The sequence below is a fragment of the Pseudoalteromonas sp. SG41-5 genome (genome assembly GCF_014164495.1).
Taxonomy (GTDB): Bacteria; Pseudomonadota; Gammaproteobacteria; order Enterobacterales; family Alteromonadaceae; genus Pseudoalteromonas; species Pseudoalteromonas rhizosphaerae.
Genome location: NZ_JACJFH010000056.1, coordinates 1 through 13861, shown reverse-complemented (window position 1 = coordinate 13861; position 13861 = coordinate 1). Strand labels below are relative to the sequence as shown.

Annotated in this window: 11 protein-coding genes and 1 pseudogene; 5 read left to right on the top strand and 7 right to left on the bottom strand. The window is 40.4% G+C overall.

The annotated features are described in order from the left end of the window. Positions 1-129 precede the first annotated feature (129 nt). The 3 genes from H5232_RS14620 to H5232_RS14610 are packed head-to-tail and all read left to right on the top strand — an operon-like array spanning position 130 to position 3617. The gene (locus H5232_RS14620) at positions 130-1584 is read left to right on the top strand and encodes a TrkH family potassium uptake protein (protein WP_182739982.1); all 1455 of its coding nucleotides are present in this window, start codon (positions 130-132) and stop codon (positions 1582-1584) included. A gap of 12 nt (positions 1585-1596) precedes the next feature. Continuing rightward, entirely contained in the window at positions 1597-2250 is a 654-nt protein-coding gene (locus tag H5232_RS14615; RefSeq protein WP_182718253.1) for a TrkA family potassium uptake protein, read from the top strand. 2 nt (positions 2251-2252) lie between these two features. Then, positions 2253-3617 (top strand): TrkH family potassium uptake protein, encoded by a 1365-nt coding sequence (locus tag H5232_RS14610; protein ID WP_149981942.1) that lies wholly within the window; start codon positions 2253-2255, stop codon positions 3615-3617. Between the two features lie 553 nt (positions 3618-4170). Here H5232_RS14610 and H5232_RS14605 read toward each other — a convergent pair. From H5232_RS14605 to H5232_RS14595, 3 genes are all read right to left on the bottom strand, one after another. Then, a complete protein-coding gene (locus tag H5232_RS14605) occupies positions 4171-4551 on the bottom strand; it encodes a VanZ family protein (protein WP_182831120.1) in 381 nt (126 codons plus the stop codon). Between the two features lie 88 nt (positions 4552-4639). Then, positions 4640-4966, bottom strand: coding sequence for a YkgJ family cysteine cluster protein (locus tag H5232_RS14600; protein WP_182718251.1), 327 nt, complete (start codon positions 4964-4966; stop codon positions 4640-4642). A gap of 47 nt (positions 4967-5013) precedes the next feature. Further along, positions 5014-6963, bottom strand: coding sequence for an ATP-dependent DNA helicase RecQ (locus H5232_RS14595; RefSeq protein WP_182783970.1), 1950 nt, complete (start codon positions 6961-6963; stop codon positions 5014-5016). 267 nt (positions 6964-7230) lie between these two features. Here H5232_RS14595 and H5232_RS14590 point away from each other — a divergent pair, with 267 nt between their 5' ends. After that, positions 7231-8535, top strand: a complete 1305-nt coding sequence (locus tag H5232_RS14590) for an NAD(P)/FAD-dependent oxidoreductase (protein WP_182718249.1) — start codon at positions 7231-7233, stop codon at positions 8533-8535. Between the two features lie 404 nt (positions 8536-8939). On the opposite strand, the pseudogene H5232_RS14585 reads toward H5232_RS14590, so the two are convergent. The 3 genes and pseudogenes from H5232_RS14585 to H5232_RS24720 form a co-directional block, all read right to left on the bottom strand. After that, a pseudogene (locus H5232_RS14585) lies at positions 8940-9913 on the bottom strand (transposase). A gap of 166 nt (positions 9914-10079) precedes the next feature. Then, positions 10080-10376 (bottom strand): transporter substrate-binding domain-containing protein, encoded by a 297-nt coding sequence (locus H5232_RS24725; protein WP_182718247.1) that lies wholly within the window; start codon positions 10374-10376, stop codon positions 10080-10082. A gap of 27 nt (positions 10377-10403) precedes the next feature. Further along, positions 10404-10829 (bottom strand): transporter substrate-binding domain-containing protein, encoded by a 426-nt coding sequence (locus tag H5232_RS24720; RefSeq protein ID WP_182718246.1) that lies wholly within the window; start codon positions 10827-10829, stop codon positions 10404-10406. Between the two features lie 299 nt (positions 10830-11128). Here H5232_RS24720 and H5232_RS14570 point away from each other — a divergent pair, with 299 nt between their 5' ends. Beyond that, positions 11129-12634 (top strand): DUF2235 domain-containing protein, encoded by a 1506-nt coding sequence (locus H5232_RS14570; RefSeq protein WP_182831119.1) that lies wholly within the window; start codon positions 11129-11131, stop codon positions 12632-12634. Positions 12635-12697: 63 nt separating this feature from the next. Here H5232_RS14570 and eat read toward each other — a convergent pair. After that, a partial coding sequence (gene eat / locus H5232_RS14565; protein ID WP_182831118.1) for an ethanolamine permease occupies positions 12698-13861 on the bottom strand: 1164 nt, incomplete at its 5' end.

Below are 13861 nucleotides of genomic sequence, written 5' to 3'. Positions count from 1 at the left end.
TTTATCTCATTTATAAAATCTTTATAAAGCTTTGCAGTGCAGCGCTGACTTTACTATTTGATCCCGTATATTCAACTCAACTTTAGTGATTGCGTGTTACCTGCTATAGGTATTTGATAAGGCGTATTGATGATAAATTGGAAAATCACCTTAAGACTACTCGCCTTTCCTATTATTTGGATGGGAGTGGTACAACTGGTCTTTGCAGCGCTTTCATTATTTATTTTTAAAGACCGAGTTATTAGCGCATTTCTTATTCCTGGCGCAACGATGATCTCTGTCGCTTTAGTGCTACTTATCAATTTACGTAAAACTGATCTAACCGCCGCAACATTCAGAGATGCACTTATTTACGCCACAGTAACGTGGATTATAGCCGGTGTGTTAGGCGCCATTCCTATTCTAGTCGTCACTGGCGTTAACTTTAGCGACGCGGTATTTGAGTCAATCAGCGCCTTAACCACCACTGGCGCAACGGTGTTATCCGGGCTCGATAACATGCCTGCTAGCTTTTTATTGTATCGACAATTCTTACAATGGATGGGCGGTTTAGGCATTGTAATTTTTGTAGTGGCTATTTTACCTATGTTGAATATTGGTGGCATGAAATTATTAAAAGCAGAAACACCAGGCCCCATTAAAGACGAAAAATTAACTCCGCGCGTTGCCAGTACCGCTCATTATTTATGGGGCGTTTATTTAGCAATCACCGTACTTTGTACTTTAGCCTATTATGCTGGCGGAATGAGTTTTTACGATGCGATTGCACATGCCTTTACCACGGTTTCAACTGGGGGCTTTTCAACCCATGATGCCAGTATGTGGTATTACCACAGCCACTTACTGCTGTGGATAGCTAATGTATTTATGCTTGCAGGAGCGATTAACTTTGCCTTGCACTTCAAAGTAGCGCACAAAAGAGCCATTACTAGTTATTATCATGATGAAGAGACGCGTTATTTTATTTATATAGTGGTGCTTTTATCGGTTCTTTTAACCACCATGCTACTGCTTAAAGACAGCTACTCAAATGTACTTGAAGCATTTAGTTTCTCTACATTTCATATTATTTCTTTTATTACCAGCACCGGTTATGGCGCAGCAAGCTTTACTGACTGGCCAGCTGAGGCTGGGTTTTTACTGGTTATTGCCGGCTATCTTGGTGGTTGTGCAGGTTCAACGGCTGGCGGAAATAAAATAATTCGTAACATTATTGTTGGCAAAATGATTAATAACAATATTAAACAGCTGCTTCACCCAAGAGCGATATTTACACTGAAGTATCAAGGATCGCCCGTTAAAGAAGATGTACGCCATGCAATTATGGCATTTATGACCTTTGCTGTTGGTTCAAGCTTACTGTTTACAATGTTGCTTATGGCAACGGGTCTGGATTTTTGGAGCGCATTTACTGCAGTAGCTGCATGCGTCAATGTACTTGGCCCTGGATTTGGTGAAGTTGGCGCTAACTTTCAACCCGTTTCAGACACCGGTATTTGGATACTCTCGGTCGCTATGATCGTGGGTCGGTTAGAATATTTTACTGTTTTTGCACTTTTTACTCATAGCTTTTGGAAAAAATAACGAAGGAATACTATGGCACATTTTACAGTTATCGGTTTAGGCCGCTTTGGCATTGCAGCAAGCTTGGAGTTGATCCATTTAGGACACACAGTGACTGGCGTTGATAGCAACCCAAAACTCGCCGAAAAGTATGTTGAGCACTTATCAGAGACAGTGGTATGCGATTCAACAGATGAAGCGGCGTTAAAGGAGCTCGATTTAGCAAATAGTGAAGCGGTCTTAGTCGCAATTGGTGAAGATATGCAGTCCAGCATATTGTGTACCTTAGCACTAAAAAATTTAGCGGTTAAACAAATATGGGTTAAAGCCAGCACCAAAGCGCATCATACGATTATATCAAAGTTGGGTGTCTCGCGTATTATTCACCCAGAAGAAGAAATGGGTGTGCGCGTTGCACAAGCGCTTAATTACCCGATAGTGAACGACTATATTTCATTAGGCAATGGCTTATACGTTGTTGAAGTAAGTATAAAAGCTCACCTACATAAAACAAAACTAGGGCATCTACTCAGAGAAATAAAAGGCACTGTAGACCCTCTATTGGTAAAGCGCGCCAAGCAAACGTTTGTCAAGCTTGATGACGACTTTGAGTTACATACCCACGACACCTTACTGCTATCAGGTAGCCGAGTCGAATTAAACTATCTAGCTCCAAGGCTGTTATAACCATGGTTTTATGGCACCCTCTCAAAACGCCTATTGAGCGCAAAGTCAGTGGGCATAAAAAAATCAATGCTGCACCGCCGCTTATTTTATGCTGCAGCTTTTTGATATTAATCGCACTAGGGGCTTTAGCATTAAAGCTGCCTTTTGCCACCAATGAACCTATTTCGTGGATACAAAGTGCCTTTACTGCAACATCGGCGGTAACCGTCACCGGATTAGTTGTGGTAGACACAGGCTCCGCATTTACCCCTTTTGGCCAAGGGGTGATCGCGCTATTAATTCAACTTGGTGGCTTGGGTTTGATGACATTTGCAGTGGTAACCTTGCTGGCATTGGGTAACAAAGTTGGCTTTATTCAAAAAACAGTAACTAAAGCAGCTTTTAATCAAACAGATACATCAACACTTTTGAGTACGGCAAAATCAGTGTTGCTTTTTGCCATCATTGTTGAGTCACTCGGTGTTGTTATTTTAACGCTGTACTGGCTCCCTGAGCTGGGCTTACAAACCAGCTTTTTCCATGCGTTGTTTTATACCATTAGTGCATTTAATAATGCGGGATTTGCGCTTAGCCCCAACAGCCTAATGCAGTATGTTGACGATCCTGTGATCAATCTTACCATTACTGGTTTGTTTATTATCGGTGGCCTAGGTTTTACCGTACTCATGGATGTTTATAAATCAAAACGTTGGGCAGCCCTTAGCACCTATAGTAAGTTAATGCTGATCAGCACGGTTATCATCAATATTGTAGCGCTGGTACTGATTTACGTTATTGAATATGACAATCCAAAAACACTGCAACCCTTGTCAGAAGTCGGTAAATGGCTAGCTGCTTGGTTTCAAGCCGTAACACCGCGTACGGCTGGATTTAATACCATTGCTATAGAAGAGCTGAGAAATGCCAGTACCGCATTAACAATGATGTTAATGTTTATTGGTGGAGGCTCACTCAGTACCGCAAGTGGTATAAAAGTAGTGACTTTTGTGGTGTTGATTTTAGCAACTTACAGCTACTTACGCCGCGATAAAGGCGTTACTGTGTTACGCCGAGAAATCGACAAAGAATCTGTTTATAAAGCACTGGCTTTAACCCTTGTTTCAGCGGGTATAACATGGCTGGCTATTTTTACTTTACTGATTGTTGAAGATGCGCCTTTTTTAGATGTCGCCTTTGAGGCTGTGTCTGCACTTGGCACTGTAGGATTGTCGCGGGGTTTAACTGCTTCTCTTTCTCCGCTGGGCGAATTTATCATTATGTTTTTAATGTTTATGGGAAGGATTGGTCCCTTAACCATTGCCTACTTTTTAGCGAGTCCTCGCAGTAGGAAACTAAGGTATCCAAGCGCACAATTATCGATTGGCTAAATAGCAGAGCTGGGAGAATCTCAAACTAAATCCCAGCTAATGCTCGCTCAGTGGTTTACTCACCTGATGCCATTTAAAATTCGCCACATACTAACAGACGATTTTCATAGGTTAAAAACACAGATAATAACGCAGACACCCATCTTAATTTCGTAATATGTAGACTAAAAATTGATTGGAAAATAACAAAGACATCCACTGTTAATTTATGGAATACAGCCAAAAATTAACCATGATGGTTTAAGAGCTTGCATAAAGATAATAACACAGACACCAATCTTAATTTCGTAATGTGTAAACTAAAAATTGATTGGAAAATAACAAAGACACCCATTGTTAATTTATGGAATACAGCCAAAAATTAACCATGATGGTTTAAGAGCTTGCATAACGAATATGAGGTTGGTTAATGGTTCTGAATTGAATTGAATAAAATTTAACTATCGATACATTAATAAACTAACGACAAAAAAACTTTCAAACCAGCGCTTGCTATGCAGGAGAAAAAGCTGTTCATTTGCAGTAATCAACTAATGTAAGCTAACAAAACTCGTCATCGCGAACCTTTATTTATCAGCTTGGTTATCAAACTAAAAGTGAGGATACCAAAAGCATCAGCAAGTAGATCAGCGATGTCTAAGGTTCTACTAGGTATGAAGTATTGGCTTAGCTCTTCCAATAAAACGAATAGAAACACGACGCTCGAACCAATATACAAATTGCATGACAATACTGAATATGATTTTAGCTTAAACGCAAAATTAGCACCTAGAGTAAGCAAACCAAATAAACAAAAGTGCCCTACTTTATCGCCATAAGGGATACTTCTAACAAGCTCAAAGAAAATACTATGTTGCCCCGTATTAGCTTGATATATGACCCATATAATAAAGCTAAGAAAAGTAACTGACACAATAGTGATTATTTTATGCATGATTGTTTAATGTTATTGTTGAGTTACCAACCATAGCCGAATAGTGATTATGATTCAATCATTTAGTGTTCTACTGCTAAAGCAACCATCAGATCCCTGCAAGGTCACGCTCGGTGATGCACTCGTCCGATGCCATTTCAAATTCGCGGCATACTAACGGGCGGTTTTCGTAGATTGAACACATTAAGGTATTGCGGTCGAGTGCTTGGCACCAACCATCATCGGCGCGTTTCATCACTTCGCTGCCCCATTTATCATACTCAATATAATGAAATGGCACACCGGTGTCGGTCACAATACGCACTTCTAACTGACAACAACATGCTTGGCAGTTAGCACAGGTAACCGGCTCAGGGGCGTTAGTAACTGTTTCAATAGGAATTATATTGTCGATGGGGATAACGGTTTGAGGCATAGCGGCTTACTAAAATAATGTTAGCCGCTTAGCATACACGAGCAAAACTAACGCGCCAGTAGTTTCGCTTTTATTTCGCTGTAACGCTGCTGCTCACACAAACCAAAACCACTGAGTTGACGCACTTTGTTACGCGCAAATAACGGTACGCTCATTCCCGCTAAAAAGCGGCATTGGGTTTCAATACCTATATTATGTATACCTTTACTGGCGAGGTGACTAAGTAACTCATCAACCTTTTGATAAATTACAGCATCGTTAGCAAAGCTATGAGCGAGTGAATATTCAAGTGTTACAGCTTGGCCTCTACATACTGAGCAATGGCCGCATTGCTGTGGCGCTTGATGGTCGTCAAAATAACGAGCAAGGTTATAGCTCAAACATGTTTTAAGCTCGAAAAAGCGAATAAGTGCCGCAATACGCTTAATTTCAGCTTGCTCTTTATCAACAAAATAGCTGTGTAATTGCTTAGCCAGCTCAGGGTTATTAATTACCTCATTATGTACTTGATAGACTTGGGTGATTCGCTTTGTTTCAAGTGCTATTAAATTCTTCTCTGCTAAATAATCAAGCGCTGCAACAACGCGTTTGCGATCCACCTGAGCGGCTTGGGTAAGCGTGTCAAAATTTAGTGTGCCCCAGATTTTTTTAAACTGGGTATGGTTAAATATTAACTGTAAAAATGCTTGTCTATCAGCATCAAAGTGACCAAGTAAAGCGGCTTTATCAACCAAAAACTTATATTTAAAGTCGGCGTAATAAGCATAAAGTGGTGTTATTGCACCTTGCATTTCCAATTGTACTAACAAGGTTTTAAGCGCTAATTGGCGAATATTACTATCACTTGAAAGGCTGTATTCTTGCATTTCCCACTGTTGACTTTCTTTTGAGTGATCGCTTTGGTGTTGGCGAATATCGTTGATCACATGCTCAATACCGCTAAGCTCTGGGGTATCGCCATAAACAAAGTTTTCAACCGTGTTTAAGCCATCTAAATTAGCCAATGTAAAACACTGCGATAGTTGTCCGTCTCTCCCTGCACGACCAATTTCTTGGCTGTAGTTTTCAATCGACTTTGGTAAATCATAATGAATAACAAAACGGATATCTGATTTATCAACCCCCATACCAAACGCAATCGTGGCCACTACGACATTAATTTTACCCGCCATAAAATCATCTTGGATACCATAACGCAGGGTATCTTCAAGCCCAGCATGATAAGCCACAGCGTGTAAGCCCTGGCGGCTAAGCGCTTCAGCGACTTGCTCTGCACTATGTTGTAAGGTCACATAAACAATCCCTGGGCCCGTTTGCTCGCGCACAATATTAGCCAATGTACTTGCTTTATCAGCGCTTTTCACGCTGAGTATCGATAAGTCTAAATTAGCCCGATAAAACCCAGTTTGTACAATGCATTCTGGGGTAATTGCAAAACGTTCACTCATATCACGCTTTACTTTTTTAGTGGCGGTGGCCGTTAATAATAATACCAAGGGAATATTGAGCTCATCACGATAGCGCGGCAGTTTTAAATAATCAGGCCTAAAATTATGGCCCCATTCGGAAATACAGTGAGCTTCGTCAACCACCAGCATTGAAATAGCCACTTGATTAATAAATTCACGAAATCGCTCGTTTTTAAAACGTTCTACCGACACCATTAAGATTTTCACTTTACCGGCACGCACATCGCTCATTACAGTGTGGCTTTGCTCTGTAGTTTGGCTTGAATCAAGGCTTGCGGCATAAATTCCCTTGTTATTTAAAAAACCAATTTGGTCTTTCATCAGCGCAAGTAATGGCGAAACAACCAGCGTTAGATTAGGTAAATGCAATGCAGTTAACTGATAACACAATGACTTACCAGATCCAGTGGGGAAAATTGCCAATGATGATTGGTTATTTAGCAGTTGCTCTATGGTTTGCTGCTGACCTTGGCGAAATTGACTAAACCCAAAGTGTTGCTCAAGTGAAGAAAGTATCGATCCGCTCATAATATTTCCCTTTATTCATATTCCCTAATAAAGGAAATCATAGTTTGAAAATGCAATGTTTGCCATGGTAACTTTTTTTTGCTTTATTTTCTTGGCTTATCTATTTGTTCCTATTAAATTTTACTGACAAATCGTGAGAAAAGGCGCATTATAAATGCGTTGCTTGAAAAGGTATTTTGAACATTTTTGTTCAGCTCAATACCTAAGTGTTCTATACGTTTCATCATCATAAGAGCATTTAGGTATAATTCTTTTGAGGGCAATGAAATGATAACCACACATCCTAAAATCGTGATCATCGGTGGCGGTGCCGGCGGCCTTGAGCTCGCAACGCAATTAGGGCATAAACTAGGGAAGAAAAAACACGCCGACATTCTATTAATTGATAAAAATCGCACCCATATTTGGAAACCTTTGCTGCACGAAGTGGCAACGGGTTCTATAGATGCCGATTTAGATGGGGTAGTTTACTCAGCACACGCAGCAAAACATCATTATAACTTTCAACTTGGCACTTTTTGCAACCTTGATAACGCTAATAAAACCATCACACTCAGTGCCTTTAATGACGAACTTGGCCATCAAATTTTACCACAACGCACCGTTCATTATGACTACTTGGTGATTGCCATCGGCAGCGTCAGTAACGACTTCAATACACCCGGTATTAAAGAACATTGTTTTTATCTTGATTCAAACCAACAAGCGGAACGCTTTCAGCACGCGCTACTCGATAACTTTACTCGGCTACATCAAGACGACGACCCACAGCATGCATTAAATATTGCCATTGTTGGCGGTGGCGCAACAGGCGTTGAACTCTCAGCTGAGCTGTATCATGTTTCTGACTTATTAAAACTTTATGGTTTGACAAATATGTCGGCAAAGCGCTTACACATTCACTTAATCGAAGCAGGCCCGCGTATTTTACCCGCCCTACCAGAGCGTATAGCAAACTCAGCGAAAAGAGAGCTACTAAAGCTTGGTGTTAACGTTCGAGAAAACACCCAAGTAAAGCAGGCAACAAATCAAGGATTCATCACTAAAGATGATGAACAGATCGATGCCGACATTATGGTATGGGCAGCGGGTGTAAAAGCCCCCGATTTTATAAAAGATCTCGGGATTTTTGAACTAACTCGTAATAACCAAATCATGGTGAACGACTATTTGCAAAGTAATAGCGATGACACCATTTTTGTATTAGGTGACTGTTGCGCGTTTACACAAAAAGATGGCAAATTAGTACCGCCCCGTGCGCAATCAGCCCATCAAATGGCACAATGTGTTGAAAAAAACCTAATTGCGACACTGCGCCAACAGCCGTTAACTGGCTTTGAATACAGCGATCATGGTTCGCTCGTCAATTTGTCACGCTACAGTACCGTGGGGAGCTTAATGGGCAACCTCACTAGTAATAGCTTTTTTATTGAAGGCAAGATAGCCCGCTTTATGTATATTTCGCTCTATCGCATGCATCAACGCGCTATCCACGGCAGCGCCAAAACCTTTGCATTATGGATCAGCGAAAAAGTGCTCCGGGTCGTTAGGCCAAAGATGAAATTACATTAAGCAACTAACAAGAGTAAGTGGAGCCGCCGCTTCACTTACACACCTAGAAATAAAATAAAAAATGACACCCATCTAGAAATTATAATGATACCCATTAAAATTAAAATTGACACCCATCCATACACCCATCCATATATATCTAAAAAAATGCAAACTTACATTTTAAAGCAATGGATTGAAGGTAAATAAAAAAGACACCCATCTAAAAATTGCAATGACACCCATTCAAAATAAGAATGAAATTGCAAACATCCAGGTTAGGGCAATAAACGAAACAATTAAAAACCGTAGTTATTTTCAAAAAGGACTTTTATACAAATGGCAGATAAATATCAGGCGTTTGCATTTTTAGGCGTCAAAAAAATCTGAATTAATAAGTTATGTATTATTGGTTGGCTACGTTATCACGCTAGTAATTTTTCGCAATTCGTTAGATTCGTTCGTCGCTTAAAGTGTTGATGTTCACAAAACATATTTAACGACTCAGGTCTTCCAACAGCACCGTGAAAAACGGTGGTAAATTTGCTGGTAACTTTCAACCAGTTTTCGGGGGTTATTTGCAACCTTTCAAGCAAAGGGGTTAGATCGGCGGCTATATAACCTATTTTATCAGGACGAATACAGCGCCCTGTCGCATCAACAAGAGAAAGGTAGGAAGTTAGCTCAAAAGGTAAACCTTTCACCATATGCTGTGTTGCCATCCCTGAAAAATGTTGTAATGATTTGGGCTGTTTCCCTGCTGCGACCGAAATAATACGCTTTTTGACACTCGTGAAATCTGAATTTTCTGGTTTGTCAGCAATACCTGCGCGAACTGGGTTTAAATCAACATACGCCATACATGCTAATAATGCGGCTTCATCAAGTAACGCTTGGATTTGAACCGTCCCTCCCAAAATCGCCCCTTACAGTCATCTTCTTTATTTGCTTTTCGCGCTATATATTCATTTAAAGAGCGCATGAACCAGCTAATATCCATTAACCTTGAACGATATTGCGCAATACTATCTGTAACTATTTTCATCTCAAAAGATGCTAGCTTTTCACCTTTAGCAAAACGTCGTGTTAATTCAGAACCTTTAAAGGCTTTATGCCAGCGAATTGCAACTGCTCTATCATTTACTCTTTCCGCCTTTTTACTATCTACGTACACTACAATATGAGTATGATTACTCATTACTGCATAAGCGCACACATCTATAAAAAAGAGAGATGCCAAACTCATTAGCTTATCTTCAACCCATTTTCTGCGGTGTTCATAACATTGACCCGTATATTCATCCACACCACACAAATAGGCACGTCTTACACATCGTGATATACAATGATAGTAACGAGTGTCCGTTAAACTGATTTGTCGATTTCTTGCAGTAGCCATAAATATCTCAGATATCACGTCCCTATAAAATACTAGTTCCTCATGGTAATACTGCAAATATAGTCATTATTATGGGTGTCATTTAAGTTTGAATTACTACAATCGCCATTTATTAGGTGGGTGTTTTTATTTTTTTTAAAGTGGGTGTCTTTATTTTTTTTATTAGTTACTCTGGCTGTGCTGAGGCTAGATGTTCGTAACGGGCTAATATTTCATCATATTCACCTGAGCGCTTTATTTGCTCTAGCCCTTTGTTGAAGGAGGTTATTATATATTCAGCATCGGGATGCTCTTTACTGATCCCTATATGAAGAGGGTGCTTAATTAAAGCTGGTTGCCAAATTGTTAGCTCTGTTGAGTAACCATTTTTTTTCATTTCAAACCATGCTGCATATTTATCAACCAGAGCAATATCAGCGCGATGCTTTTTTACATGCTCAAGACAACTATGGACATTAAGCAAAGGAACGATTGTAAGCCTATCAATAGACTATAAATACTCATGATATCCATAACCTCTGATTGTACTGATTGTTAAGCTTTCTAGGCTGTGAGGGCCTTGATAATCAAGCTGCGACTTAGTATTACTAATTATGCTAAGTTCATTAGTAAAGTAGGGCTGGCTGAACAAAATTGTTTTAGCACGATTTTCTGTCCACCATAATGCAGGGATCAAATCTATTTCATTATTTTCTAACATTCGCATTGCACGACTAAATGGCGCTATTTTAATATCGAATGCAATATTCTGGCTAAAAAATGCAGCACGTACAAGCTCAGTAGTCATACCCGTTCCATCAGCAAATATGTAGGGAGGCCATTCATTATGAGATCCTACTAAAGGCTGTGTTATTGAATTAGAAAGCGCAGCAGTACTTTGTATGCATAACAGCAAAATAATAAAAAATTTAGTCATAGCAACACGATACCTTTTATCATGCCTATCTAAAGATACACAATAATACATTTGCTCTAGGCAAATCTGCGTAACTTAACTATTTAACCTAAGGCTTAATGGCAACTTGAACTTTGTTACTAAACCAGAGCTTCAACTGTTTAAGCTTAGACTACATTTGACTATATTATTTTCAATCTATAAAAAAGTATTGCCTAAAATTAATAACAAAAAATCCTTATTGCATATTTGAGTGGATTGTCTTCAAATTTAAATAATTTACCTGTAAGTTATAAAAAACCACATAAAGGAATGATGCTATGACCGCGAAAACGCTGATTTTCAACTTTGATGGCACAGGTAGTGAGCCACGTGATGCTGAGCAGTTCAGCTCTGCGCATTTTAAGGAAGATGCAAGCATTTCGAATATTCTCAAACTTCATTTATTAATGGGTGGCCAATTAAATAACGAGCCCGTTACTCCTTTTACTAATCAACTTAGCTTCTATTACCAAGGTATTGGAACTCAAGGAAGTCGTTTAAAGCGATTCCTCAATCAATCTTTCGCACCACGCGATGACGATGTTGCCAGTATTTTAAATCATGCTATAAATGATTTTAAGCGCTACTACAAAACTGGCGATACATTGTTACTCACTGGCTTTAGTCGCGGCGCTGCGTTAGCACGACGTTTTGCAAAGTGCTTAGAGCCGCTCATAGATAATAACGTTTATTTATGCGTATTTGATACTGTGGCATCCATTGGTTTATCCAAAGTCACCAAGGCCACCCGAGGCGCTGAGCATGTTATTTTTGAAAACCATACTTTAGCGACCAACATAAATCAGGCTCTGCATTGTGTGGCACTGGATGAAAAGCGTCGAGCTTTTGAGCCTACCCTTATAAATCATCAAAACAATATACATGAAATATGGTTTGCAGGCGCACATTCCGATATCGGTGGTGGCTATTATCGAGATGGGCTGGCGGATATTTGCTTACGCTTTGCAATGGAGTGGTTACTTGAACTGCCTGTGGCTTTATCCTTTTTAACTAGTCAAGCAATCGAGTATTCATCGTTATTTCCTGCGGATCAAAACAGTTTTATCGCCCAAGATGATATGACCATCACCCCAGATCCTCTCGCGTTAAGCCATCAACAGAATTATTTTTGTTTTAATCCTTTATTTAAACTGATTGATCGTGAATGTACCGTGCTGGTTGATGACGAACAAAGTAAGCTGTTACCCATTATCCACCACAGTGTTGCTACACGTATCAATCAATTAACCAGTTATCGTCCCGAGTCTTTAAAAAACCTTAGTTATCAACTGCGGTATGCAGATCAAACTACGCTTAGTTTTAACGGTTTGTCTGCCCATATAGCTTTAAAAAATCAAAACATGTCAGTGTTACAAATTGGCCAAAGCCAAGATGTGTTGGTTTATGCCGCAGAGCAATACAATGCAACAGGACTAATGCTTGAACAAGGAGCTACTTATCGCTTTAGCCCTTACCCAGAACAACTTTGGTATGACGATGGCGTAAAATGTGGGCCACAAGGTTGGCACCGAGATAACCTACAGTTGGGTGTAAAAGAGATCCCCATGGCATTGCTCGAACCCTTTCGTCGTTTACCACATGCAAACTGGTTTGCCTTAATTGGTGCTATTGCCCATAGCGATAATGATGCTTTTGAGATTGCCGATGGGGGTGAATTTAAAATGACTCACTCAGGAGAATTTACGCCTTTTGCAAATGATTTGGTGCGTTTTTATGGCGCTAATGCTGGGCGTATAAAAATAAACGTGACCCGCCTTGGTTAATTGCATTATTAATAGGCCGTGCTAACGGCCTATTGGTAACATTAAACTATCACTATTTTGCACTTAAAGCGGCTTCAGCTTCAGCCAACATGCAAACTCTTCATCGGCACTGTGTGCGACTAAGTGCTTACTACTGTATGCAAAGTAATAAATCGCTCCGATCACAAATAGCACCACAGTAAACAAGAATGCACGAGGATCAAACGCGTATACCCCAGTTAAAGCCACCAAAGATAAGACCAGCGCAATTGCTGAGGTTATCATGCCACCTGGCGTTTTATAAGGTCGTGCGAGTTCAGGCTGTTTAATACGCAGTAAAATATGGCTCAATGCCATCAATGCATACGAAACCGTAGCGCCTACCACGGCCATCGCCAGCATTAAATCACCTTCACCACTTAATGATGCTAAGAAACCAAAAATACCCGGCACAATTAAGGCACGTGCCGGCACTTTTCGTGAAGTTGTAACCGACAAACTTTTTGGAAAGTAGCCCGCTCTAGAGAGCGCAAACACTAACCGACTATACCCATAGATAATCGAGAAAAACGACGCCACTAAACCCGCTAAACCTAATATATTAACGAGTGTTGCTAAGCTTGCATTCCCTGTTACGTTTAGCGCATCAACTAACGGCACGGCACTAGACCCCATTGCGCTGGCACCACCGGCACCAGGGATCAATACTACGACTAACAAAGCAGTAAACAATAAAAACAACATTGCACCTATAATTCCTTTTGGCACGTCTTTAGCTGGTTCTTTGGCTTCTTCTGCCGCTAATGGTACGCCTTCAACGGCTAAAAATAACCACATTGCAAACGGCAATGCAGCCCACACGCCATACCAACCAAAGGGCAAAAACTCGGAGGCTCCAGCAGCATCGGTGATGGCAATATCAAACAATCGCGACACATCAAAATATGTAAATAATGCGATCGCAGTGGCTATAATGGCAAAAACCGCTAAGCCACTTATCACCATCATCACTTTTAATGCTTCACCCACTCCCGCTAAATGAATACTGATAAACACAATATAGAACAGCGCATACACCCAAGGACCATTAAAACCCAGTAGCGCTTCGACCGCCGAGCCAATAAAAATAACAATCGCAGCGGGTGCTAATGCATACTCGATTAACACGGCCAAGCCGGTCAAATAACCACCAGCAGGGCCCATTGCCTGACGCGCAAAACTATAGCCACCACCCGATGCCGGAATGGC

What these genes read in the sequence shown, in the direction of transcription:
- H5232_RS14595 (WP_182783970.1), bottom strand. Translation starts at nt 6,963, where the DNA reads ATGAGCGGATCGATACTTTCTTCACTTGAGCAACACTTTGGGTTTAGT.
- H5232_RS14615 (WP_182718253.1), top strand. Translation starts at nt 1,597, where the DNA reads ATGGCACATTTTACAGTTATCGGTTTAGGCCGCTTTGGCATTGCAGCA.
- H5232_RS24720 (WP_182718246.1), bottom strand. Translation starts at nt 10,829, where the DNA reads ATGACTAAATTTTTTATTATTTTGCTGTTATGCATACAAAGTACTGCT.
- H5232_RS14600 (WP_182718251.1), bottom strand. Translation starts at nt 4,966, where the DNA reads ATGCCTCAAACCGTTATCCCCATCGACAATATAATTCCTATTGAAACA.
- H5232_RS14605 (WP_182831120.1), bottom strand. Translation starts at nt 4,551, where the DNA reads ATGCATAAAATAATCACTATTGTGTCAGTTACTTTTCTTAGCTTTATT.
- H5232_RS14610 (WP_149981942.1), top strand. Translation starts at nt 2,253, where the DNA reads ATGGTTTTATGGCACCCTCTCAAAACGCCTATTGAGCGCAAAGTCAGT.
- H5232_RS14570 (WP_182831119.1), top strand. Translation starts at nt 11,129, where the DNA reads ATGACCGCGAAAACGCTGATTTTCAACTTTGATGGCACAGGTAGTGAG.
- H5232_RS14590 (WP_182718249.1), top strand. Translation starts at nt 7,231, where the DNA reads ATGATAACCACACATCCTAAAATCGTGATCATCGGTGGCGGTGCCGGC.
- H5232_RS14620 (WP_182739982.1), top strand. Translation starts at nt 130, where the DNA reads ATGATAAATTGGAAAATCACCTTAAGACTACTCGCCTTTCCTATTATT.